The 22952-nt window shown below is 71.5% G+C and carries 22 protein-coding genes; 14 read left to right on the plus strand and 8 right to left on the minus strand.

Translation table 11 applies throughout. From position 1 onward, the window contains the following. The first annotated feature begins 14 nt into the window (after positions 1–14). From ABD205_RS18595 to secA, 3 genes are all read left to right on the plus strand, one after another. Positions 15–698: a response regulator gene (locus ABD205_RS18595; RefSeq protein ID WP_344047409.1), complete on the plus strand. Its 684-nt coding sequence runs from the start codon at positions 15–17 to the stop codon at positions 696–698. Positions 699–730: 32 nt separating this feature from the next. Beyond that, positions 731–1936: a winged helix-turn-helix domain-containing protein gene (locus ABD205_RS18600; protein WP_344047411.1), complete on the plus strand. Its 1206-nt coding sequence runs from the start codon at positions 731–733 to the stop codon at positions 1934–1936. Positions 1937–2003: 67 nt separating this feature from the next. After that, on the plus strand, positions 2004–4880 hold the full coding sequence (gene secA, locus ABD205_RS18605; RefSeq protein ID WP_344047413.1) for a preprotein translocase subunit SecA: 2877 nt from the start codon (positions 2004–2006) through the stop codon (positions 4878–4880). Positions 4881–5009: 129 nt separating this feature from the next. Here the strand turns inward: secA and ABD205_RS18610 are convergent, their stop codons facing one another. Both ABD205_RS18610 and ABD205_RS18615 read right to left on the minus strand, forming a co-directional pair. Next, a complete protein-coding gene (locus ABD205_RS18610; RefSeq protein ID WP_344047415.1) occupies positions 5010–5522 on the minus strand; it encodes an Rv3235 family protein in 513 nt (170 codons plus the stop codon). After that, on the minus strand, positions 5519–6100 hold the full coding sequence (locus tag ABD205_RS18615; protein ID WP_344047417.1) for a LysM peptidoglycan-binding domain-containing protein: 582 nt from the start codon (positions 6098–6100) through the stop codon (positions 5519–5521). The genes ABD205_RS18610 and ABD205_RS18615 overlap by 4 nt, the downstream gene beginning before the upstream one ends. Positions 6101–6295: 195 nt before the next feature. Here ABD205_RS18615 and ABD205_RS18620 point away from each other — a divergent pair, with 195 nt between their 5' ends. Both ABD205_RS18620 and ABD205_RS18625 read left to right on the plus strand, forming a co-directional pair. Continuing rightward, complete coding sequence (locus ABD205_RS18620) at positions 6296–7783, plus strand: hypothetical protein (protein ID WP_344047419.1); 1488 nt, start codon at positions 6296–6298, stop codon at positions 7781–7783. After that, a complete protein-coding gene (locus ABD205_RS18625) occupies positions 7780–8316 on the plus strand; it encodes a hypothetical protein (protein WP_344047421.1) in 537 nt (178 codons plus the stop codon). Before ABD205_RS18620 ends, ABD205_RS18625 begins: the two co-directional genes overlap by 4 nt. 18 nt (positions 8317–8334) lie before the next feature. Here the strand turns inward: ABD205_RS18625 and ABD205_RS18630 are convergent, their stop codons facing one another. The 4 genes from ABD205_RS18630 to ABD205_RS18645 are packed head-to-tail and all read right to left on the minus strand — an operon-like array spanning position 8335 to position 11637. Beyond that, positions 8335–8676, minus strand: coding sequence for a sec-independent translocase (locus tag ABD205_RS18630; protein WP_344047423.1), 342 nt, complete (start codon positions 8674–8676; stop codon positions 8335–8337). A gap of 3 nt (positions 8677–8679) precedes the next feature. Continuing rightward, positions 8680–9834: an Mrp/NBP35 family ATP-binding protein gene (locus ABD205_RS18635; RefSeq protein WP_344047425.1), complete on the minus strand. Its 1155-nt coding sequence runs from the start codon at positions 9832–9834 to the stop codon at positions 8680–8682. An 11-nt stretch (positions 9835–9845) separates the two neighbouring features. Continuing rightward, a complete protein-coding gene (locus ABD205_RS18640; RefSeq protein ID WP_344047427.1) occupies positions 9846–10385 on the minus strand; it encodes a DUF1003 domain-containing protein in 540 nt (179 codons plus the stop codon). Then, the gene (locus tag ABD205_RS18645) at positions 10378–11637 is read right to left on the minus strand and encodes a magnesium transporter MgtE N-terminal domain-containing protein (RefSeq protein WP_344047429.1); all 1260 of its coding nucleotides are present in this window, start codon (positions 11635–11637) and stop codon (positions 10378–10380) included. Before ABD205_RS18645 ends, ABD205_RS18640 begins: the two co-directional genes overlap by 8 nt. Positions 11638–11781: 144 nt before the next feature. Here ABD205_RS18645 and ABD205_RS18650 point away from each other — a divergent pair, with 144 nt between their 5' ends. Further along, entirely contained in the window at positions 11782–12855 is a 1074-nt protein-coding gene (locus tag ABD205_RS18650; RefSeq protein WP_344047431.1) for an endonuclease/exonuclease/phosphatase family protein, read from the plus strand. 27 nt (positions 12856–12882) lie between these two features. Here ABD205_RS18650 and ABD205_RS18655 read toward each other — a convergent pair whose 3' ends face one another. Continuing rightward, entirely contained in the window at positions 12883–14013 is a 1131-nt protein-coding gene (locus ABD205_RS18655) for an exonuclease/endonuclease/phosphatase family protein (RefSeq protein ID WP_344047433.1), read from the minus strand. Between the two features lie 352 nt (positions 14014–14365). Here ABD205_RS18655 and ABD205_RS18660 point away from each other — a divergent pair, with 352 nt between their 5' ends. The 7 genes from ABD205_RS18660 (at position 14366) to ABD205_RS18690 (ending at position 21119) form a co-directional block, all read left to right on the plus strand. After that, complete coding sequence (locus ABD205_RS18660) at positions 14366–15580, plus strand: acyl-CoA dehydrogenase family protein (RefSeq protein ID WP_344047435.1); 1215 nt, start codon at positions 14366–14368, stop codon at positions 15578–15580. 39 nt (positions 15581–15619) lie between these two features. Next, positions 15620–16636, plus strand: a complete 1017-nt coding sequence (locus ABD205_RS18665; protein ID WP_344047437.1) for a hypothetical protein — start codon at positions 15620–15622, stop codon at positions 16634–16636. Continuing rightward, a complete protein-coding gene (locus ABD205_RS18670; RefSeq protein ID WP_344047439.1) occupies positions 16633–17736 on the plus strand; it encodes a hypothetical protein in 1104 nt (367 codons plus the stop codon). The genes ABD205_RS18665 and ABD205_RS18670 overlap by 4 nt, the downstream gene beginning before the upstream one ends. Positions 17737–17742: 6 nt before the next feature. Next, positions 17743–18867, plus strand: coding sequence for a hypothetical protein (locus ABD205_RS18675; protein ID WP_344047440.1), 1125 nt, complete (start codon positions 17743–17745; stop codon positions 18865–18867). Continuing rightward, positions 18864–19781, plus strand: a complete 918-nt coding sequence (locus ABD205_RS18680) for a glycosyltransferase family 2 protein (protein WP_344047442.1) — start codon at positions 18864–18866, stop codon at positions 19779–19781. Before ABD205_RS18675 ends, ABD205_RS18680 begins: the two co-directional genes overlap by 4 nt. Positions 19782–19866: 85 nt before the next feature. Further along, the gene (locus ABD205_RS18685; RefSeq protein ID WP_344047444.1) at positions 19867–20901 is read left to right on the plus strand and encodes a MaoC family dehydratase; all 1035 of its coding nucleotides are present in this window, start codon (positions 19867–19869) and stop codon (positions 20899–20901) included. Between the two features lie 53 nt (positions 20902–20954). Further along, positions 20955–21119 (plus strand): DUF5302 domain-containing protein, encoded by a 165-nt coding sequence (locus ABD205_RS18690; RefSeq protein WP_344047446.1) that lies wholly within the window; start codon positions 20955–20957, stop codon positions 21117–21119. A 6-nt stretch (positions 21120–21125) separates the two neighbouring features. Here the strand turns inward: ABD205_RS18690 and ABD205_RS18695 are convergent, their stop codons facing one another. Then, a complete protein-coding gene (locus tag ABD205_RS18695) occupies positions 21126–22301 on the minus strand; it encodes an MFS transporter (RefSeq protein WP_344047448.1) in 1176 nt (391 codons plus the stop codon). A 51-nt stretch (positions 22302–22352) separates the two neighbouring features. Here ABD205_RS18695 and ABD205_RS18700 point away from each other — a divergent pair, with 51 nt between their 5' ends. Further along, complete coding sequence (locus tag ABD205_RS18700; protein ID WP_344047450.1) at positions 22353–22910, plus strand: histidine phosphatase family protein; 558 nt, start codon at positions 22353–22355, stop codon at positions 22908–22910. Positions 22911–22952 lie beyond the last annotated feature (42 nt).

A 22952-nucleotide genomic window follows, 5' to 3' on the forward strand; every position in this document is an offset into this window, starting at 1 on the left:
GCCATGATCTACCCGTGTCCGCTGCTAAGAGTCCGTCCGAGAGCGAGCCCATCCGCGTGCTCGTCGTCGATGACCAGGAGCTGTTCCGCCGCGGTCTGACCATGCTGCTCACCGCTGAGCCCGGCATCGAGGTCACCGGCGAGGCCGGCGACGGCGACGAGGGGACCGCCCTCGCGTCCGCGGTTGCCCCCGACGTGGTGCTGCTCGACATCCGGATGCCCAAGCGCACCGGCATCGAGGCGTGCGCCTCGATCAAGCAGGCGGTGCCGTCCGCGAAGATCATCATGCTCACCGTCTCCGACGAGGAGGCCGACCTCTACGAGGCGGTCAAGTCGGGCGCCTCGGGCTACCTGCTCAAGGACTCCTCGATCGAGGAGGTCGCGCAGGCGGTCCGCGTCGTCGCCGACGGCCAGTCGCTGATCAGCCCGTCGATGGCGGTCAAGCTGATCGACGAGTTCAAGCAGATGTCGCGGCCCGAGCGTGACCACGTGCCCGGCCTCAGGCTCACGGAGCGGGAGCTCGAGGTGCTCCGCTTCGTCGCCAAGGGCCTCAACAACCGTGAGATCGCGAAGCACCTGTTCATCTCGGAGAACACGGTCAAGAACCACGTCCGCAACATCCTCGAGAAGCTGCAGCTGCACTCGCGAATGGAGGCGGTCATGTACGCCGTCCGCGAGAAGCTCCTGGATCTGCCGTAGCACTGTCGGAGGCCGGGCCTAGGGTCTCCCGCGTGGAGTCGTTGTCCCTGCCGCAGGCACGTCGGATCGCACTGGCCGCGCAGGGCTTCGCGGACACGGTGCACGAGAGCCCGACCATGCGGACGTTCCAGCGCACGCTGGACCGCACCGGTGTGTTGCAGGTCGACAGCGTCAACGTCCTGCAGCGGGCGCACTACATGCCGCTCTACTCGCGCATGGGTCCGTACGACGTCGACCTGCTGCGCCGCGCGAGCGAGACGCGCCCGCGCCGGATCGTGGAGTACTGGGCGCACGTCCAGGCCTTCATGCCGGTCGAGCTGTGGCCGGTGATGCAGCACCGGATGGACCACTACCGCGGCAAGCGCGGCAAGTGGTCGATCGTCGAGGCGGAGCCCGGCCTCGAGCAGAGCCTGCTCGCCGAGATCCGCGAGCGCGGCGCCTCGACCGCGCGCGAGCTCGACGACGGGCTGCCCCGGCAGAAGGAGCACTGGGGCTGGAACTGGTCGAACAGCCGCCGGGTGCTCGACTACCTCTACACCTGCGGCGAGCTGGCGATCGCCGGCCGCAACGGACAGTTCGAGATCCGCTACGACCTGCCCGAGCGGGTCATCCCACCGTCGGTGCTCGCGCTCCCGACGCCGACGTCGGACGAGGCTCACCTCGAGCTGGTCCGGCGGGCGGCCCGCAGCCACGGGGTCGCCACGGTGCAGGACCTGCGCGACTACTATCGGATGTCTCCTCCGGACACGGCTCGGGCGGTGGCGACCCTGGTCGAGACGGGGGAGCTCCAGCCGGTGTCGGTCGACGGATGGCGCCGGGCGGCGTACCTGCATCGGGACGCCCGGCTGCCTCGCCGGATCCGAGCCAGGGCGTTGCTCAGCCCGTTCGACCCCGTGGTGTGGGAGCGGGCGCGCACCGAGGCGCTCTTCGACTTCTTCTACCGCATCGAGATCTACGTGCCCGCCGACAAGCGGGTGCACGGCTACTACGTCCTGCCGTTCCTGCTTGGCGACCGGATCGTGGCGCGCGTCGACCTCAAGGCGGACCGGCGCTCGGGGCGGCTGGTCGCCAAGGCGGCGTACGCCGAGCCGGCCGCGCCGCCCGAGACGGCGGGGGAGCTCGCCGCGGAGCTCGGACGGCTCGCCGGCTGGCTCGGGCTCGACGAGATCGTCGTCGAGCCACGCGGTGATCTGAGCGGATCGCTGGCTGCTGAGGTCTTGCTCGGTTCCCGCAGGTAGAGTTTCACCGCCTGCAACATGTCTTCGCCCGGATCGCCCGGGAACCTCTGCTAGGAGTCGAACCACCGTGGCCATTCTCGACAAGCTTCTCCGCATCGGCGAGGGCAAGATCCTCCGCCAGCTCGAAGCGATCGCCAAGGCCGTCAACGCCATCGAGGACGACTTCGTCAAGATGAGCGACGCCGAGCTGCAGGGGCTGACGGCTGAGTTCAAGCAGCGGCTCGCCGACGGCGAGACCCTCGACGACCTCATGCCCGAGGCGTTCGCCGCCGTCCGCGAGGCGGCCAAGCGCGTCCTCGGCCAGCGGCACTACGACGTTCAGATCATGGGCGGCGCGGCGCTCCACCTCGGCAACATCGCCGAGATGAAGACCGGTGAGGGCAAGACCCTGGTCTCGACGCTGCCGGCGTACCTCAACGCGCTCGCAGGGAAGGGCGTCCACGTCGTCACGGTCAACGACTACCTGGCGCAGTACCAGTCCGAGATGATGGGCCGCATCCACCACTTCCTCGGGCTGACGGTGGGCGTGATCCTGCCGGAGATGACGCCGGACGAGCGCCGCGCGGCCTACAACGCCGACATCACCTACTCGACCAACAACGAGCTCGGCTTCGACTACCTGCGCGACAACATGGCGTCCTCGATCGAGGACTGCGTGCAGCGCGGCCACTTCTACGCGGTCGTCGACGAGGTCGACTCGATCCTCATCGACGAGGCGCGCACGCCGCTGATCATCAGCGGCCCCACCGACGACGACGTGAAGTGGTACGACGAGTTCGCCAAGATCGTCGCCAAGATGGAGCGCGACGTCGACTACGAGGTCGACGAGAAGAAGCGCACCATCTCCGTCCTCGAGGGCGGCATCACCAAGGTCGAGGACCACCTCGGCATCGACAACCTCTACGACTCGGTCAACACTCCGCTGATCTCGTTCATGAACAACGCGATCAAGGCCAAGGAGCTCTTCCACAAGGACAAGGAGTACGTCGTCATCAACGGCGAGGTGCTCATCGTCGACGAGCACACCGGCCGCATCCTGGCCGGTCGCCGCTACAACGACGGTCTCCACCAGGCCATCGAGGCGAAGGAGGGCGTGGAGGTCAAGGAGGAGTACCAGACCCTCGCCACCGTCACCCTGCAGAACTACTTCCGCATGTACGACAAGCTCTCCGGCATGACCGGCACGGCGATGACCGAGGCCAGCGAGTTCGACAAGATCTACAAGCTCGGCGTCGTCCCGATCCCGACGAACAAGCCGATGATCCGCATGGACCAGGCCGACCTCGTCTACCGCACCGAGGAGGCGAAGTACGAGGCAGTGGTCGACGACATCGCCGAGCGGCACGCCAAGGGCCAGCCGATCCTCGTCGGCACGGTGTCGGTCGAGAAGTCGGAGTACCTCTCCGCCCTGATGAAGAAGAAGGGCATCCCGCACACGGTCCTCAACGCCAAGGTGCACGCGGACGAGGCGAAGATCGTCGCGCTCGCCGGTCACAAGGGCGCGGTCACGGTCGCCACGAACATGGCAGGTCGAGGCACCGACATCATGCTCGGTGGCTCGGTCGAGTTCCTCGCCGACCAGGAGCTGCGCAAGCAGGGTCTGGAGCCGGCGGGCGAGACCGCCGAGGCCTACGACCAGGCGTGGCCGGGCATGGTCGAGGCCATCAAGGGGCGCGTCGCCGCCGAGCACGACGATGTCAAGGAGCTCGGCGGGCTGTACGTCGTCGGCACCGAGCGTCACGAGTCGCGACGCATCGACAACCAGCTGCGCGGTCGATCCGGCCGTCAGGGCGACCCCGGTGAGTCGCGGTTCTACCTGTCGCTGCAGGACGAGCTCATGCGCCTGTTCAAGTCCGACTGGGTCGACCGGGTGCTGCGCGTGCTGCGGGTCCCCGACGACGTCCCGATCGAGGCGAAGAACGTCACCAACGCGATCGCCAACGCCCAGGGCCAGGTCGAGTCGCAGAACTTCGAGTCCCGCAAGAACATCCTCAAGTACGACGACGTGATGGACCGCCAGCGCAAGGTGGTCTATGCCGAGCGCCGTGAGGTGCTCGAGGGAGCCGACATCGAGGAGCAGGTGCGCGGCTTCATCGACGACGTCGTCGCTGGCGTCGTCGGCGCACGCACCCAGGAGTTCGCGGAGGAGTGGGACCTCGAGCAGCTCTGGACCGACCTCAAGCAGCTCTGGCCGGTCGGCGTGGACCACGAGCAGCTGGCCGAGGAGGCCGGCGGCAAGGCCCACCTCGACCGCGACGAGCTGATCGAGGCTCTTCGCCAGGACGCGCAGGCGGCGTACGACGTGCGCGAGGCGGAGGTCGGTGAAGAGGTCATGCGCGAGCTGGAGCGCCGCGTGCTGCTCTCCGTGCTCGACCGCAAGTGGCGTGAGCACCTCTACGAGATGGACTACCTGCGCGAGGGCATCTACCTCCGGGCCTACAGCCAGCGCGACCCGCTCGTGGAGTACCAGCGCGAGGGCTTCGAGATGTTCGGCGCCATGATGGACTCCATCAAGGAGGAGGCCGTCGGGTTCCTCTTCAACCTGGAGGTCCAGGTCGAGGAGGAAGAGGAGGTGTTCCACTACCACCCGGACGGCACCCGCCACGCCGGCCCGATGCACGAGGGTGCGCTCGCGGAGCCGCCCGTCCAGGTCGGTGCCGACGGCGCGAACCTCTCGGACATCGCCGCAGCCCTCAAGGCCGCGTCGCCCCAGATCAAGGCGAAGGGCCTCCAGGCTCCGACGACCCCACAGCACCTCTCCTACTCGGCTCCGGACGAGCAGGGCGGCCAGGCGGTCAAGGCCGCCCCGGCGAGCAACGCCGCCGACCCGTACGCCGGCGTCGGCCGCAACGAGCTGTGCCCGTGTGGCTCCGGCAAGAAGTTCAAGCAGTGCCACGGCCGTCCGGGAGGGCCCACGGGTCTCACCACCCGCGTCAACGGCTGACCCTTTGAAGGCGCCGAGACGTCAATCCGTGGGGTCCGAGACGTCAATCCGTCTCCGTCGGCAACGGCGGTGCCGTTGCCGGACGAGACGGATTGACGTCTCGGACCCCACGGATTGACGTCTCGGCGGTCAGGCGAACTCGAGGGCGGTGCAGACCCAACGATCGCTGCGGCGCTCGAAGCGGGCCGCGACGGCGCGGGATCGCTGCCCGTAGCGGATGTGCAGACCGGCCTCGACGACGCCCCTGTCGACGAAGCAGGTGCGTACGCCGACCACGCGCGGTCGGACGGGCTGCACTCGTGCATGACCCGGCTGGTGGCCGCCGGCGCGGGCGACGAGCTGTGCGCGGCGATTGAGGTCGGCGTACACCTCCGGTGAGGTCCAGCGCAGCAGCTGGGTCGCGGGCCTGTCGCCGCCGACGATCTCGACCGCGGCCTGGGCGAAACGGCACGACCATGCCTCCAGCTCGCGGCGTGCCCGCCGCGCGATGCTCACGACGTCGGCGCCGCCCGCGGGTGTCGCCACCCGCACCGCGGGCGGGTCCTGACGCGGCTGGATCGCGAGTGCGAGCGTCCCCTGCACGCACGCGATGGGAGCTGGCGGCGCGATCCCGACCACGGTGCTGTTGGACGGTTCGGTCATGACGGCTCCTCGAGATGGTGGGGCAGCACCAGCTGCTGCCCTGGTCGGATGAGGGCGGGGTCGTCCCCGATGACGGCCTTGTTGCGCGCGTACAGCTCCTGCCAGCCCTCCGAGATCTCCCGATCGCTCGCACCCGCGGCGAGCCGCTGTGCCGTGATCGCCCACAGCGAGTCGCCGGGACGTACGGCGACCACGTGGTGCGTCTGCGCCGGCAGGTCCATCGCTCGCGCAGGGAACGGCAGTCCCGCGACCGTGACCGGCATGCTCTGCACCGGGTCGGCACCCGGCGTCGCGAGCGCCGGCGCGGCTGCGGTCGAGAGCGCGACCCCGCAGGCGGCGAGCACGAGCCTGCGATAGGCGGCGGGGACGCCCGGCGTCGACCGCGGTCCCGCTCGGATGCCGAGACACAGTGCCTCGACGACCACGGCCACGGCGCTCAACCAACCCCAGGCCGTGCAGGCGGCGGCGGCGAGCGCACAGCCTCTGACGAGCTCGCCCTCGAAGCCGGGTCCCTGAGTCGCGACACTCGGCACCAGGAGCCGCATGGCCACGGCGGCAATGGCCGTGGCAGCGAGCATGACAACGCAACAGCGCAGCAGTCGCATGGAAAGTCCCCCCGAGATCCTTGCGTTTGCTTGTGTTTGCCATTGAAGGCGGACCGTCACCCGGTGTCAACCGCCCGCGCCGCCGCCTGTGGATGCGACGGGATCCGTCGGTCCGAAGCGGCATCGGGTTCAGGTTCCGTTCATGCGCGTCGACGTACGGTCGGAACCATGCGACGCAGGGAGGTGCCGGCTCGCGACGCGGACCGGGTCCGGCGGCGGACCAGTCCCTACCTCCCGCTCGTGCTTGCCGTGCTGGCCGCGGCCGTCCGGCTGCCCCTGCTGGCGCGCCCACTCTCGCCCGACGAAGGTGGGTTCCTCCTGCTCGCCGCCCAGTGGGCGCCCGGGTCGTCTGTCTACGGTGACTACTGGGTGGACCGGCCACCGCTGCTGATCGGGCTCTTCGGACTGGCCGACCAGCTGGGCGGCGCCGTCGGGCTCCGCGTGCTGGGGATGGTCGCCGTCGCGGCCTCGGTGGTGCTGGCCGGAGCCATCGGACGCGTCGCCGCGCCGGGTCGTCGTTGGGCGCCGACACTCACCGCGGCGACCGCGGCGGTCTTCCTGTCGACGCCTCTCTTCGGCACACGTGAGGTCAACGGCGAGCTGCTGGCGTCCCCCTTCGTGCTCGGCGGCCTGCTGGCGGTGTTCCTGGCGGTCGCCGGACGAACCACCGCCTGGTGGGCGGCGGCGGGCGTGCTCGCGGTCTGCGCCATGGCGGTGAAGCAGAACATGGCCGACGTCGTGGTCGCCGGCGTGATCGCCCTGGCTTGGCAGCTGCGGGTGCAGGGCGTCCGGCGGGCGGCGTACGGCGCTCTCGCGGCCGTGGCCGGCGGCGCTGCTGCGATCGCCGCGCTCCTCGTGTGGGCGGAGCTGCGCGGGACCGAGCCGCGGGAGCTCTGGGACGCCGTCGTGGCGTTCAGGTTCCAGGCGGCGGCCGTCATCTCCGCCGCCGAGCCCTCGTCGGCCAGCAGTCGGCTCCACGGCATGCTGCGCGCGTTCGTGCTGAGCGGGGCGCCCCTGCTGTTCCTCCTGCCGCTGGTGCCGGCCCGTCGTGCGCGCGAGCGCGGCTGCCTGCCGCTGGTGGCCGCAGCGGTGTGCCTGTGGGAGGTGTTCGGCGTCGCCGGCGGCGGGAGCTACTGGTGGCACTACCTCGTCGGCCTCGTCCCCGGGCTGGTCCTCGTCGTCGCGGCGATCGCCCGGCACCGACCCGGCCTCCAGGCGGCGGTGGCACTGGTGCTCGTCTGCGCGACCGTGAGCGGACTGCTGAGCGCCGCCGCGCATCCGATGACGACCGGCTCGGTGTCGGAGGACGAGCGGGCCGCCGACTACGTCGCGGCCCACGCGCGTCCGGGCGACACCGGGCTCGTCGCGTTCGGCGTCCCCTCGATCCTGCAGAAGGCGGGGCTGCACAGCCCGTACGAGTACATCTGGAGCCTCCCCGTGCGGGTGCGCGACCCGAAGCTGACCGAGCTCACGGGCGTCCTCAGCGGGCCGCACCACCCGACCTGGGTGGTCGTCTCGGGCGCCAGCCTCGACACGTGGGGCGTGGACGCCACGAGCGCCCAGCAGGTGCTCGACGCTCGCTACCGACTGGTCGGCGTCGTCGGGCAGTGGCGGTTCTTCCACGCGCTCGACGGGCATGGCACGCTGACCCCGTGACCTGGGAGAACGATCTGTTCGAGCTCTTCGACGACCTCGAGAGCCAGGCGGCGGCGTCCTTCGCGCTGGAGCGTGAGGCCGAGCTCGCGGACCGCAGGCGCGCCGAGTACCAGGAGGTCACCCTGGCCGCCCGGTTGATGGCGTCGGTGGGCCGCGGGCTCACCCTCGAGGTCAACGGCATCGGCGCTGTGTCCGGCGTTCTGGAGCGCGTCGCCACCGGCTGGCTGCTGCTGCGTGGCCCCAGCCAGGACTGGGTGATCAGGGAGCCGGCCGTCACCGCCGTGCGTGGTGCGAGCGAGAGGGCCGTGCCTGCCGTCGCCTGGCCGGTGGTCGCGAAGCTGGGGCTCGGGTCGGCGCTGCGCGGGCTCGCCGACGCCGGCGAACGGTGTGTCTTCCACGTCGCGGACGGCAGCAGGCACGAGGGCGTGGCACGGCGAGTGGGTGCCGACTTCGTCGAGGTCGCGACCGGGGAGGCCGGCCAGATCGTGCTGGTCCCGTTCGGAACCCTGGCGGCAGTGCAGAGCCGAGGCTAGGCCCCGGCACCTCGGAGGTCAGGTCGCGTCGGCGTCGTACGGTGGTCGCTCGCCGTCGCGCAGCTGCTGCTGACGCGCGCTCGCCCGCGCGGCGGCGACGTCGACAGCGTCGGCCTCGGCGAGGGCGGCGTCGATCTGCTTGCGGACGAAGACGCGCGGGTCGAGGTCGCGCAGCTCCAGGTCGGCGTACTCCGGCCCGAGCTCGTCGCGCAGCTGGTCGCGAGCGCCCTCGGCGAACTGCTTGGCGCGCCGGACGAACTGGCCGGCCTGGCGCGCGAACTCGGGCAGCCGCTCCGGCCCGAAGACGAAGATCGCCACGATCGCGATGACCGCCAGCTCAGGCAGCCCGATTCCGAACACAGGCTAGAACTTACTCGTCGGCGTGAGCCCCAGCTGCATTCCTGCCAAACCTCGCGAGCGACCGCTGAGCCGCTGTGCCACGCCGATGAGCTCCGCGGCCGCGGCGGCTGTCGGGTCGGACTCGACGACAGGCTTGCCGGCGTCGCCGCCCTCTCGCAGCGACGGCTCGAGCGGGATCTGGCCGAGCAGCGGCACCTGCGTGCCGAACCGCTTCGACAGCGTGTCGGCGACGCGGGCGCCGCCGCCGGATCCGAAGACCTCGATCTTGTGCTCGGGACCGCAGTGCGGGCAGACGAGGTAGGACATGTTCTCGACGACGCCGACGACGCGCTGGTGCATCATCTCGGCCATCGTGCCCGCCCGCTCGGCGACCTCGGCCGCGGCCTCCTGCGGAGTGGTGACGACGAGGATCTCGGCGTTCGGCAGGTGCTGGCCGAGCGAGATGGCGATGTCGCCGGTGCCGGGAGGCAGGTCGAGCAGCAGCACGTCCAGGTCGCCCCAGTAGACGTCGGCGAGCATCTGCACGAGCGCCCGGTCGAGCATCGGGCCGCGCCACGCGACGACCTGGTCGCGACGCGGCTTGAGCATGCCGATGGAGATGACGGACACGCCCGAGGCCGTCGGCACGGGCATGATCAGGTCGTCGACCTGGGTCGGCCGCGAGTCGGCGACGCCGAGCATGGCGGGCACCGAGTGGCCGTAGACGTCGGCGTCGACGAGGCCGACCTTGAGCCCCTCCGCCGCCATCGCGACGGCGAGGTTGACGGTGACCGTCGACTTGCCGACACCGCCCTTGCCGGACGCGATCGCGAAGACCTTCGTCAGCGACCCGGGCTTGGCGAACGGGATCTCCCTCTGCGCCGCTCCGCCGGAGAGCGAGTCGCGCATCGCGCCGCGCTGCTCGGCCGTCATCACGCCCAGCTCGAGGTCGACGCCGGTGACGCCCTCGACCTTGTCCAGCGCGGCGGTGACGTCACGGTTGATCGTGTCCTTGAGCGGACATCCGGCGACGGTGAGCAGGACCTTGGCGTGGACGACGCCCGCGTCATCCACCGTGACGGTGTCGACCATGCCGAGCTCGGTGATGGGGCGCTTGATCTCAGGATCGTTGACGGTCGCCAGGGCGGCGCTGATGCGGTCGAGAAGGGTGCTGCTCACGAGGCCCAAGCCTACGTGGTGGGCGTTTCCCGCTCCGCGTCAGTCTCGGCACCGGCGTCGTCGGCTCCGTCACGTCGCTCGTCGAGCTCCTGCAGCAGTGCCCGCAGCTCCGAGCGCAGGTAGTCGCGGGTCGCGACCTCGCCGAGCGCCATCCGCAGCGAGGCGACCTCGCGGGCGAGGAACTCCATGTCCGCCTGGGCCTGCGCGTTGACCCGGCGGTCCTGGTCCGCGATCACGCGGTCGCGGTCCTCCTGCCGGTTCTGCGCGAGCAGGATCAGCGGGGCGGCGTACGACGCCTGGAGGCTCAGCATCAGGGTCAGGAAGATGAACGGGTAGGCGTCGAAGTGCCCCGGGGTCAGGTTGTAGACGACCCAGATGATGACGAAGGCCGTCATCCACAGCAGGAACCGTGCGGTGCCCATGTAGCGCGCGAACTTCTCCGCGAAGCGTCCGAACGCATCGGGGCTGACGCTCGGGCGCCGGACGAGCGGTCGGCGGACGTCGCGCGGGGTGTCGAGCCGCACGCGCGGCTCGGGACGGGGCTCAGGCATGCCGCACCGCCCGGTCGCGCCAGTTCTCCGGGAGCAGGTGGTCGAGCAGGTCGTCGACGGTGACGGCGCCGACAAGGTGGCCGCCCTCGTCGACGACGGGCGCCGCCACGAGGTTGTACGTCGCGAGGTGGGCCGCGACCTCGTCCAGGGTGTTGTCGGGGCGCAGCGACTCCAGCTCGCTGTCCAGCGCGCCCGCCACCAGGCTCGACGGTGGCTCGCGCAGCAGTCGCTGGATGTGGGCGACGCCGAGGAACTTGCCGGTCGGGGTCTCCAGCGGCGGCCGGCAGACGTAGACGAGAGCCGCGGCCGCGGGGGTGAGCTCCGGGTTGCGCACGTGCGCGAGCGCATCGGCGATGGTCGCGTCGGGGCCGAGGATCACCGGCTCGGGCGTCATCATCGCGCCGGCGGTGTTCTCCGCGTAGGACATCAGCCGCCTGACGTCCTCGGCCTCCTCGGGCTCCATCAGCTCGAGGAGCGTGGCAGCCGTCTCCGGCGGGAGGTCGGCGATGAGGTCGGCCGCGTCCTCGGGCGACATCTCCTCGAGGACGTCAGCGGCGCGCTCGGAGTCGAGGTGCTCGAGGATCTCGACCTGGTCGTCCTCGGGCAGCTCCTCGAGCACCTCGGCGAGGCGCTCGTCGTCGAGTCCGGCGACGACCTGGCGGCGGCGCTCCGGCGGGAGGTCGTGGATCATGTGAGCGGCATCGGCCGGGCGCATCTCGTTGATCGCGTGCAGCAGGTGGGTGGCCCCCTGCGTGGGGGAGCGCCGGGTCAGCCCGACGACGTCGTTCCACTCGGCGATGTGGGTCGGGCCACGGCGGCGCAGCGCCGCCCGCCCCTTCGACGCCTGCTCCTGGACGGCGACGCGGGAGAGCACCCAGTCCCGGTTGCGGGCCTGCTCCATCGCGACGTCGTAGACGGTGCCCGTGACGCCGGTGCTGCTGATGGTGACCTGCCGGTCGAGCATCTGTCCGATCACGAGCGTCTCGGTGGAGCGCTGCTCGAAGCGGCGCATGTTGAGCAGGCCGGTCGTGTAGACCTGCCCGGCGTCGACGTTGGTCACGCGCGTCATCGGGAGGAAGACCCGCCGGCGCCCGAACACCTCGGCGACGAGCCCGAGCACACGCGGCTGGCTCCGCTCGGCGCGCAGCGTGACCACCACGTCGCGCACCTTGCCGACCTGATCGCCCTGGGGGTCGAAGATCGGCAGCCCGGCGAGGCGGGCGAGGAAGACGCGGGACGGGGTGGTGCTCACAGGTGAACGCTAGCGGTCCGGATCACGCCGGTGACGGAGACGTTGCGATCATGCGTGGGCGTGTCCGGCTGCCCGAGGTGGGTGGAACAAGCGCGCCGAGCACCCCTGATCGCTCCACGACCGTCGATCGGTGACAATGAGGCAGTGCTGCGCCCCTCGCGTCCGGTGATCCTCGACGTCCTCGTCCTCGGGGCGATCGCGGCCGTCATCGCGGGACTGGTCGTGCTGCAGGTCAAGGGCAAGCCCGGAGAGGACCGCGCCGCGCCGTCCGCGCACCGGACGGGCGGCCCGGTCACGGACTCCTCGCTCGGCCCGAGCCCGACACCCGGCCCGACGACCGGCCAGCCCACCGCGTCGACGACCGGCCCCGCGTCGCCGGGCAGCGGCGGAGCCGTCGTACCGCAGCCGGGGTCGGAGGCGTCCGGCCTCGCCCAGTCGGCGCAGTCCCTCGCGGCGGCCCCGTCGATCTTCCGGATCGCGACGTTCAACGTCCTCGGCGCCTCGCACACCCGCAAGGGCGGCGACTCGTTCATCAAGACGCCGTACCAGAAGCGGATGGGGTACGCCGTGCGGGTGCTCGCCAACCATGCCGTCGACGTCGTGGGATTCCAGGAGTTCGAGCCGCCGCAGGCATCCGAGTTCGCACGCCTCATGGGTCCGGCGTGGGGCATGTTCCCGCGCCCGGGCAGCGGGCAGGCCGACGGCCGCCAGACGATCGCCTGGCGCGCCCAGACGCTGGAGCTGGTGCAGGCCAGCACGGTGACGTACCCCTACTTCCACGGGCAGGTCATCCACACGCCGGCCGTGCGGCTGCGGCTGCGCGGGACCGAGGACACGTTCTGGGTCATCAACGTGCACAACCCGGCCACGGGCTGCGCCGTCTGCGGCGGCAACAACGACCGCTGGCGCAACCAGTCGGTCGCCCGTGAGATCGCCGCGATCAAGCAGCTCAGCGCGGACGGGACGCCCGTCTTCCTCGTCGGCGACATGAACTCCAAGGGTGCCTTCTACTGCGACATGACGAGTGCCCTGCGGGTCGTCTTCGCTGCCGGCGGCGGCAGCGGGGCGGCAGGCTGCCAGCCGCCGCGGCCGACGCCGATCGACTGGATCCTGGCGACCAGGGGCGTCGCCTTCTCCGGCTACCTGAGCGACGACAGCGCACTCGTCGACGCGGCCTCGGACCACCCGGTCAACTCGGTCACCGCGATGCTGCCCTGAGCTGCCGGGCTCGCCGGGCCGCCTGGCCTAGGCAGGAGGGTCGGGGCAGAACCAGTACTTGTCCCCGTGCCGGGTGTAGCTCTTGCACTGCTCCGCAGCCGGCGCGATCGTCGCGCTTGCCGTGATGATGGGGTGGTCGGAGATGCGCGGCCCGTTGCGGGTCACGTAGTCGCGGTTGTAGTCGGCGAACGTGACCTGGGACGAGCCCCAGATCCAGTCGATCCACTCGTTGCCGGGCAGGTGGCACGAGCTGCCGACCCGGCGTACGCCGTCCGCGGAGTGCAGCCCCGAGGTGGCGTACCGGCACGCGTAGCTGCCGCGGTCGTTCATGTCGCCGGTGGTGAACATCGGCGTCCCGCCGGCGGTCAGCTGCCTGGCCAGCGCGATCTCGCGCTCGGTCGCCGCGGCCCGGTGTCCGCCGCACTTGCAGCCGAACACGTCGGCGGGGTTGTGGAAGTTGGAGAACCACGCCAGCCGGGTGGTGTGCAGGTTGCGCAGCAGCACGTACGGCATCTGGCGGGGCTTGCCGAAGAAGTACGGGATCGAGACCGTCCGGCCCTCGACGAGCGACCAGTCGCTCGGGTCCCAGGCGATGGAGTTCTCGCCGTTCAGGCTGCCCTGGCTGGTGCCCGGGTAGACGTCGAAGCCGCCTGCTCCGGACAGGAACGCGCCGACCTGGTTGGACTGGAACTCCTGCAGGCCGACGACGCTGACGCCCTTGCGGCGTACGAGCGCCCCCGCCCGGGCTGCGCGGGCGGGGCCGGCGGCGGCGCCCGACTTGCCGGTGTGGCTCGAGCCGAGGACGTTCATCGAGGAGATCGTGAACGTGGTCGGCTCCGTCGGATCGGCCTCGACGAGGTGCAGGCCCTGCTTCGCGAACTTCGCCTTCATCTCGGGCAGCGTCAGGATGCGGTCCTTGAAGTGGACCGCGGGCACGACCGACTGCGGGAGCGCCGCGGCCGAGGTGGCCTCGGTCGCCCCAGTCGCCCCGGCCGACCCAGTGGTGCCGGCCGACCCGGTGGTGCCGGGTCCGGAGGCTGGGCCGTGCGTCTGCTCCTTCGCCGGTTGCGAGCCGGCGTCGAGGAGGGAGAGCGCGCCGTCCTGGACGCCGAGGTTGACCCCGACGACGACTCCGACGGCGAGCAGTGCGACGGCCACTGCCGCGGCGCGAAACCGGCGGCTGAACCGTTCGGTGGCGGTGCGCGAGCGGCGGCGTCGAGCCGCCTCGTGTGTCGCGTGGGGGTGGTGGTGCGAGTGTCCGCGGGCAGCGTGCGACGCTCGGCGTGCGCCTTCTCGCCGACCCACCTGCTGACCTCCCCTGCTCCCGCTGACACGCCGGAGCCGAGGTGTGATCCTAGTCGAGCGGCCATGCCCCGCCGGAATCCTCCGAACGGGCATGACGGCACGGTCCGGCACCGGGACCGTCTCCGTGTGAAGGACGCCACACGCCACCGACCGCTACCGACCGGTAGCCTCGGCCGGGTCCGACCGCCGAACGCTGAGGAGCATCATGGGTCGCCTTGCCCAGACCGAAGGTCTCACCGATGTGCAGGACGAGATCCTCAAGACGATCCACCAGTTCGTCGAGGACAAGATCATCCCGGTGGCGCAGGAGCTGGAGCACTCCGACACCTACCCCACCGAGATCATCGAGGGGCTCAAGGAGCTGGGCGTCTTCGGTCTGACGATTCCCGAGGAGTTCGGTGGCCTGGGCGAGTCGCTGCTGACGTACGCGCTGGTGGTCGAGGAGATCGCCCGCGGCTGGATGAGCGTCTCGGGTGTGATCAACACGCACTTCATCGTGGCGTACCTGCTGATGCAGCACGGGACGGATGAGCAGAAGCAGAAGTACCTGCCGCGGATGGCGACCGGTGAGGTCCGGGGTGCGTTCTCGATGTCGGAGCCGGGTCTGGGCTCGGACGTGTCGGCGGTCTCGACCAAGGCCACGAAGCTCGAGGACGGCTCGTACTCCATCACCGGGCAGAAGATGTGGCTGACCAACGGCGCCACCTCGACGCTGGTCGCCCTGCTGACCAAGACCGGCCCAGAGGATGGACAGAGTGGGAATGACTCGGTCTACAAGCAGATGACGACGTTCCTGGTGGAGAAGGAGCCCGGCTTCGGCGAGACCGCGCCGGGCGTCACCGTGCCCGGCAAGCTCGACAAGATGGGCTACAAGGGCGTCGAGACCACCGAGCTCATCCTCGAGGACCACCGCATCGGTGCCGACCAGATCCTGGGCGGGGAGCCGGGCAAGGGCTTCTTCCAGATGATGGACGGTGTCGAGGTGGGCCGGGTCAACGTGGCCGCCCGCGCGTGTGGCCTGCAGATCCGCGCGTTCGAGCTCGGTGTCGCCTACGCCCAGCAGCGCAAGACGTTCGGCAAGCCGATCGTGGAGCACCAGGCGATCCTGTTCCGGATCGCGGAGATGGCGACCAAGGTCGAGACCAGCCACACGATGATGGTCCGCGCGGCGCGCCTGAAGGACACCGGCCAGCGGATGGACGTCGAGGCCGGGATGGCCAAGATGGTCGCCAGCGAGTACGCCAACGAGGTCGTGGAGGACTCCTTCCGCATCCACGGCGGCTACGGCTACTCCAAGGAGTACGAGATCGAGCGGCTGTACCGCGAGACCGCGTTCATGCTCATCGGCGAGGGCACCAGCGACATCCAGAAGATGATCATCGGCCGCAGCCTGCTCAAGGACTACGGGCTCAAGGGCTGAGCCCGCTCGCGGAGGAGCCGTTCGCTAGCCTGACCCATCATGGCTGAGCGCGTCGTCCTCCATGTCGGGCTGATGAAGTCCGGCACGAGTCATCTCCAGGCGCGCCTCGCCGGCGCCCGGGAGGGCCTGGCGTCGGCCGGCTTCCTCTTCCCCGGCGCGAGCTGGCGCGACCAGGTGAACGCCGTCAGCGACGCGCTGGGCAGGCGGCAGCGCGCGCACGGGGAGTTCGAGGGCGTCTGGGAGCGGATGGTCCGCGAGATCGACGACTTCGACGGCACCGCCGTCATCTCGATGGAGTTCCTCGCCGCAGCGGGCGCCGACAAGCTGCGCGACGTCGTCGAGTCGTTCCCGTCGGCGCGCGTCGAGGCGGTCCTGACCGTGCGCGACCTCGGTCGCACGGTCCCGTCCATGTGGCAGGAGACCCTGAAGAACGGCCGCACCTGGCCGTGGCGGGACTACGTCGACGGGATCCGCGCCCGAAGTGGCCCCGGCGAGGTCTTCTGGCGTGAGCAGGACGCGGTCGAGGTGGCCCGCAAGTGGGCTGACCTGATCGGCACCGACGCGGTGACCGTCGTGACCCTGCCGCGCACGGCCGCCGACCCCGAGCTGCTGTGGCACCGTTTCTGCGAGGCGACCGGCCTGCCGCCGGACGCCGCCGCACCGCCGGAGAGCGGCAACGAGTCGCTGGGAGCCGCCTCCGCGCTGCTCATGGAGCGGCTCAACCATCGCGTCGGGGACCTGGCCTGGCCCGACTACTCGCGCCACGTGAAGTTCGGCGTCGCGAAGACGATCCTGCCGCGACACCGCCGTGACGAGCCGGCGATCGGGTTCAGGACCAGCCGATGGGTGCGCCGCGCCGCCGAGGAGCAGCAGGCCGGGCTGCTCGCGACAGGTGTCCGCGTCGTCGGCGACCTGACCGACCTCGAGCCCGTGGCGGTCCCGGGGGAGAGCCCTGACCGGATCCCGGTCGAGGCGCAGCTCGAGGCCGCCCTCCACGCGATCGAGGAGCTGGTCCGGCGCAACGTGCGCGACGACCGTCGAGGGGCCCAGCAGTGACGCGACCGCTCTTCGTCCACCTCGGTTGCAGCAAGACCGGCACCTCGTCGCTCCAGGCGGGGATGTGGCGCTCCGTGGACGCGATGCGGGCCGTCGGCGTCGGCCTCCCCTTCACCGACCGCGACGAGCACATGGCCCAGCTGGTGCGGCCGCTCGGCTGGCAGCCTGTCGAGGGGTTCGTCGGCCAGCCAGACGAGGCTCGGCTCGCGCGCGCCGCCGATCGGCTGCGATCGACGCCCGGAGAGCGGGTGCTGGTCAGCAACGAGGATCTCGCCGAGCTCACGCCCGGGAGCGCGGCACGCCTCGCGGAGCTCGCCGCCGAGGCGGGTCTCGACCTGCGCCTCGTGCTCACGGTCCGGGGCTGGGCGGACCAGCTGCCGTCGGAGTACCAGCAGTTCCTCAAGCACCGGATGACGCTCACGTATCCCGACTTCGTCCAGTCGGTGCGCGATCGCGCCGGCGAGTGGGCCGAGCGGTTCTGGCGCCGGCAGGACCCGGTGCGTGTCCTCGACGCGTGGAGCGGCCTGGTGCCGCCCGAGAAGGTGCACGTCATCGGCGTGCCGTCGTACGCGAAGGATCCCGACGGCGTCTTCCGGATCATGGGGGAGACCGTCGGCTTCGACCACACGGTCGTGGCGCGCCCCGCAGGGGCGCTCAACTCCTCCTTCGGCGTTGTCGAGGCCGAGGTCTGGCGCCGTGTGAACGTGGCCCTGGGCGACAGGCTGCCCCGGTTCACGAGGGAGTACGGCGCGTCGCTGCGGCTGCCCTTCGAGCGCGGGGTGCTGCCGAAGCTCGCCAGCCCGCGGATCGGGCTCCCCGACGACGTGGTGCCGTGGCTGCAGGAGCACGGGCGGGGCAACGTCGCGACCCTGCGCGAACGCGGCTACGACCTGGTCGGCGACCTCGACCGGCTCGTCCCGGACGACGACGCGGGTCGTCCGGTCGTGGTCCCCAGCGAGCGCGAGGTGGCCGATGCCGCGGCCCGGGCGCTCGCCGACCTGGCGGTGCGCCACAACGAGCGGGTGACGACGATCCGGGCCAGGCTGACGGCGCCACGGGCGGAGGCCCCGCGCTCACGCTGGCTGCGACGGTCCCGGTGACGCGTCGTGGCTGACCGTGTGGTCCTGCACGTCGGGACGATGAAGTCGGGCACCACCAGCCTCCAGGAGCTGCTCTTCGCCAACCGGCCGGCGCTCCAGTCTCAGGGCCTCCTCGTGCCGGGGCACACCTGGGGCGACCAGGCCCGTGCGGTGACCGAGGTCGCCCGGACGGCTCGCGTGACCGGCGCGCTCTGGTCCGCGCTGCGCGACGAGATCGCCGCGCACGACGGTCCGGCGGTCGTGTCGATGGAGTATCTCGCCCCGCTCCCGCCGGCCCTCGTCGCCGCCGTCGTCGCCAGCCTCGGGGACACCCGGGTGGAGGTCGTGCTGACCGTCCGCGACCTGAACCGCACCCTCGTCTCGATGTGGCAGGAGACGATCCAGAACGGGCGCTCGTGGACGTGGGCCGACTACCTCGACGGCGCCCGCCGCGCCCGTCCGCGTCGCCGTGTGCCGCGTGTCGTTCCCGAGGCTGGACGCACGTTCTGGAAGCAGCAGGACGTCGTCGGCCTCGTGCGGACCTGGGGGGCCGCGGCCGGACCGGGGTCGGTGAGCGTGGTGACGGTGCCGCCGCCCGGCGCGCCGAGGGACGAGCTGGCCGCCCGCTTCGGGCGGGCCGTCGGGTTCTCCTCCGATGGGCTGCTCTCGGGGGAGTCGGCCAACGCCTCGCTCGGGCTGACGTCGGCCGTGCTGCTGCAACGCGTGAACGCCGAGCTCGCCGACCGGGGCGTGAGCCTGGACGCCGGCAAGCGCCTGCGCAAGCGGGTGCTCGCCAAGCAGATCCTCGCGGCGCGCGCCGCGACCGAGCCCCGCATCGGTCTCCCCGTGGAGCGCTGGGTCAGGTCGTACGCCGCCGGCACGGTGCGTCGGCTCGCCGCCGAGGTGCCCCGACTCGAGGGCTCGTGGGCCGACCTGACCCCGGTCGACGTGCCCGGCTCCGTGCCCGCGACGGTCGACGACACGGCTCTGACAGACACCGCCGGCCGCGCGTTCGCCGAGCTCCGCACGGTGCTCGCCGAGCGCGGGGTCACCCCGCCTGAGGAGTGGCCGGTGGGCGCCTCCGGCGATCGGGCCGTCGCGGCCCTGGCCGGTTTGGTGGCGGCCGGAGTGCGCGCGGGGGTGACGGCATGACCGGGCTCCGCGGCCTGCTCCGGCGCCGGGGTGGCGGTCGGCGTACGGGTGTCGCGGCGGTGACCGTGGTGCGCGACGAGCCCGAGATGCTGCCCCGGTGGGTCGCCCACTACGGCCGCGAGGTCGGCCTGGACCACCTGGTGGTCGTCGACGACGGGTCGAGCGACGGCTCGACGGACGGACTGCCGTGCCGGGTGGTGCGCAATCCCGGGTTCCCCGACGGTGACTTCGAGCGCGCCCGGATGAGACTGGTCAGCGAGCTGGCCAGCGACCTGCTGCGCACCCACGAGGCGGTGGTGTTCACCGACGTCGACGAGTTCCTCCTCGCCGACCCGGCCCGGCACGACGGCCTCGCCGGGCTGCTCGAGGCGCGGCCGGGCGTCGATGTGCTCGCCGGGCTCGCCCTCAACGTCGTCCACCACGTCGGCCACGAGCCGCCCCTCGACCCCGCGCGGCCCGTGCTCGGCCAGCGTCGTCTCGCGGTGTTCGTCCCGACGCTGTGCAAGCCCTCGCTCAAGCGCGTCGACGCGCCGTGGCGACGAGCCTCGCACGGCATCGCAGCACCGTTCACCCCCGACCGCGACCTCTTCCTGGTCCACCTCAAGTACGCCGACGCCGATCTCCTGCGCGCCACGGCGGACCGGCGGCACGCCGTCCACGAGCGGTCGGGGCTGACCGAGCAGAGCGCGTGGGCACGCACCGGCGACGAGCTGGTGGCCGAGCTCGCGACGTTCGTGCCGGACAGCCTCGGGAGTCCGGAGGACGTGCCCGAGTTCGACCCCGGATCGGTCGACCTCGGCGCACTGGTCGAGCAGCGCGGCGAGACGTTCCTGGCCGTCGGACGTCGCCAGCTCACGGTGATGCGCGCGGGACACGTCGTGCGCGTGCCCGACCGGCTGCTCGGCCGGGTATGAGTTTTCCCACGGGCGCGGCTGTTCCACCCGGCTCGCGGGTTGGCCATCATGGGGCCGGCTACTGCCAGGTGATGCGGAGGACGACGTGACCAAGACCAACCCGGGCAACTACTTCGAGGACTTCGCCGTCGGCCAGGTCATCGAGCACGCGACGCCGCGCACGGTCACGGAGGGCGATCGGGCGCTGTACGGCGCGATCTACCCGACCCGGTTCGCGCTGCCGTCCTCGGCGGCGTTCGCGCGGGCGGTCGGCCTCGACCCGCACCCGGTGGAGGAGCTCGTCGCGTTCCACATCGCGTTCGGCAAGACGGTGCCCGACATCTCGCTCAACGCGGTCGCCAACCTGGGCTACGCCGAGTGCCGCTTCCACCGGCCCGTGGTGCCGGGCGACACGCTCTCGACGCGGTCCGAGGTGATCGGGCTCAAGCAGAACTCCAATGGCAGGTCGGGCGTCGTCTACGTGCGCTCCACCGCCACCAACCATCGCGGAGAGGTCGTCATCGACTGGGCGCGCTGGGTGATGGTGCACAAGCGCGACGCCGCCTCGCCGGCCCCGGAGACGGTCATCCCCGAGCTCGCAGCGGCGGTCGCGCCCGAGGACCTGGTCGTGCCTCCGGGCATGAGCTTCACGGCGTACGACTTCGCGGCGGCGGGCGAGCCGCACCGGCTCGACGACTACGAGGTGGGCGAGCGCATCGACCACGTCGACGGCGTCACGATCACCGACGCCGAGCACATGATGGCGACCCGACTGTGGCAGAACACCGCCAAGGTGCACTTCAACACGCAGGCACGGCCCGACGGCAACCGGCTCGTGTACGGCGGCCACGTGATCTCGCTGGCCCGGGCGCTCTCGTTCAACGGCCTCGCCAACGCCCAGCTCCTCGCCGCGATCAACGCCGGCTCCCACGTCGCGCCTGCCTTCGCCGGTGACACGGTCTACGCGTGGAGCGAGGTCCTCGACAGGGCGGAGACGGCCGTGCCGGGGGTGGGTGCGCTGCGGCTGCGCCTGGTGGCCACCAAGGGGCGTGACGAGTCGATGACGCTGCGGGGCGAGGACGGCACGTACGCCGACGGCGTGCTGCTCGACCTGGACCACTGGGCGCTCGTGCCGCGCTGAGCGCAGGACGAACCGCCGGCGCCGCGCGTGGCCGGGTGTGACAGTGTGGGCGCATGACCGAATCGAGCAACGACGACATCAAGGCCAAGATGCGCGAGGCACTCGACAAGAAGCAGGCCAACGACCGCGGCGTCGACCACGCGGACCACGACCGCGGTCGGTCCGAGGAGCACGGCCCCGCCGGCGGGAAGCGCGTCCACCGGCGCAAGTCGGGCTGAGTCGCCCTACCGGGTGCCGACCCCGCTCCGGGAGGCGCCCGTCAGCGCGACCGGCGCGAAGAATCGCGCCAACGGCAGCATCGCGAGCAGCAGCACCATGGGCACGGCGAAGCCGATCCGCAGGCTGCCCGCGCCCACGAGCCCGGTGAGCACCGACCCGAGCAGCGCGCCGACGTAGTTGAACTGGTTGAAGCGCGCGATCACGGCGTCCACGCGTGCCTGCTGTCCGCCGGCGATCCGAGCGGCGGCTGAGAAGCTCAGCGGCGCGATCACCGCGACACCGGTGCCGAGGATGGTGAAGCCCAGCACCGCCACCGGCCAGGTGGGCGCGAAGACGACGACGGCCAGCGCGGCGCTGCCGATCAGCGCCCCGACGCGCAGCACCGGCACGGCGCCGTACCGCGCCACGAGGCTGTCGCCGGCCACACGCGTGACCAGACTCGCGATCAGGTAGGGGAACGTCGCGAGCGCGACCAGCCGGTGCGGGGTGTCGAAGACGTCGTCGAGGTAGGTCGGCCCCCAGGTCTGCGCGGCGGTGTCGACCATGTAGAAGAGCACCATCCCGAGGCCGACCATCAGGATCGGTCGCCAGGGGATCTCACCGGCCGCACCGGTGTCCACGACCGTGTGGTCGCGGGGGAGGTACGGCGCCAGGGCGACCGCGACCGGCACGACGGCGACCAGCCCGGTCAGCGCGAGGGGAGTGTCGCCGGCGGCGAGCGCCAGCCCGGCGCCCACCACGCCGCCCATCGTCCACGCCCCGTGGAACGACGGCAGGATCGGCCGGCCGTAGCGGTGCTCGACGGCGACCCCCTGCATGTTGGTCGCCGCGTCGACGACACCCAGCGCGACGCCGTACACCGCGAGGCCGCCGACGAAGAACCCGAACGCGGGAGCGCCCGCGGCGACCGGCACCGACACCGCGATGCCGAGCAGCCCCACGCGAAGCAGCCCGGCACTCGGCGCGCGCCGCGCCAGCTGCTCCGCGACGACCGACCCGACGCCGGCCAGCAGCACGATCATCAGCAGCACCAGCGAGAGGCCGACCTCACTCAGATCCCAGTGGTCGCGGAACCTCGGCAGCCGCGTCGTGAGACTGACGAACACCAGTCCCTGGGTGGCGAAGGCGGCGGCGACGGCGGCACGGTGGCGGCCCAGACCGGGAGTCGTGGCCAAGGTCATGGGCAGAGACTGCCAGACCCGGTGCCCGCCGCTCTGCCAAACTGGGCCGCGATGACGGATCTCTACCTGGTCCGGCACGGCGCCACCGAGTGGAGCATCGCCGGCCGGCACACCGGAACCACCGACCTGCCGCTGCTCCCCGAGGGCGAGGACACCGCTCGCGCCCTCACCGAGCGGCTCCGCGACGCCGACTTCGGGCTGGTGCTCACCTCGCCCCGGCAACGCGCACGACGCACCGCCGAGCTCGCCGGCTTCCCCGACGCTGTCGTCGACGACGACCTCGCGGAGTGGGACTACGGAGACTACGAGGGGGTGACCACCGAGGCGATCCGCGAGAAGGACCCCGGCTGGACGATCTGGAGCGGTGTCACGCCCGGCGGGGAGACCCCGGAGCAGGTCGGTGACAGGCTCGACCGGGTGATCGAGCGGGTGCGCGCGACCCACGGCGACGCCCTCGTCTTCGGCCACGGCCATGCGCTGCGGGCGCTCGCCGCCCGCTGGCTCGGCCTGCCGGTGGCCGAGGGCCGGCTGCTGAAGCTGGACACCGCCACGCTGTCCGTGCTCGGGTTCGAGCGCGAGCAGCCGGTCGTCCTGCGCTGGAACTCCTGATCGGGTCTTGACGGTCCTCTCCGAGGCGGCCACCGTGGGCGG

This window comes from Nocardioides panacihumi (assembly GCF_039530925.1).
Classification (GTDB): domain Bacteria; phylum Actinomycetota; class Actinomycetes; order Propionibacteriales; family Nocardioidaceae; genus Nocardioides; species Nocardioides panacihumi.

Coding starts and splice junctions, on each gene's coding strand:
- ABD205_RS18680 (WP_344047442.1), top strand. CDS start 18,864: ATGACCGGGCTCCGCGGCCTGCTCCGGCGCCGGGGTGGCGGTCGGCGT.
- ABD205_RS18615 (WP_344047417.1), bottom strand. CDS start 6,100: ATGCTCGCTGCCACGGCCATTGCCGCCGTGGCCATGCGGCTCCTGGTG.
- ABD205_RS18610 (WP_344047415.1), bottom strand. CDS start 5,522: ATGACCGAACCGTCCAACAGCACCGTGGTCGGGATCGCGCCGCCAGCT.
- ABD205_RS18620 (WP_344047419.1), top strand. CDS start 6,296: ATGCGACGCAGGGAGGTGCCGGCTCGCGACGCGGACCGGGTCCGGCGG.
- ABD205_RS18700 (WP_344047450.1), top strand. CDS start 22,353: ATGACGGATCTCTACCTGGTCCGGCACGGCGCCACCGAGTGGAGCATC.
- ABD205_RS18695 (WP_344047448.1), bottom strand. CDS start 22,301: ATGACCTTGGCCACGACTCCCGGTCTGGGCCGCCACCGTGCCGCCGTC.
- ABD205_RS18660 (WP_344047435.1), top strand. CDS start 14,366: ATGGGTCGCCTTGCCCAGACCGAAGGTCTCACCGATGTGCAGGACGAG.
- ABD205_RS18665 (WP_344047437.1), top strand. CDS start 15,620: ATGGCTGAGCGCGTCGTCCTCCATGTCGGGCTGATGAAGTCCGGCACG.
- ABD205_RS18690 (WP_344047446.1), top strand. CDS start 20,955: ATGACCGAATCGAGCAACGACGACATCAAGGCCAAGATGCGCGAGGCA.
- ABD205_RS18640 (WP_344047427.1), bottom strand. CDS start 10,385: ATGCCTGAGCCCCGTCCCGAGCCGCGCGTGCGGCTCGACACCCCGCGC.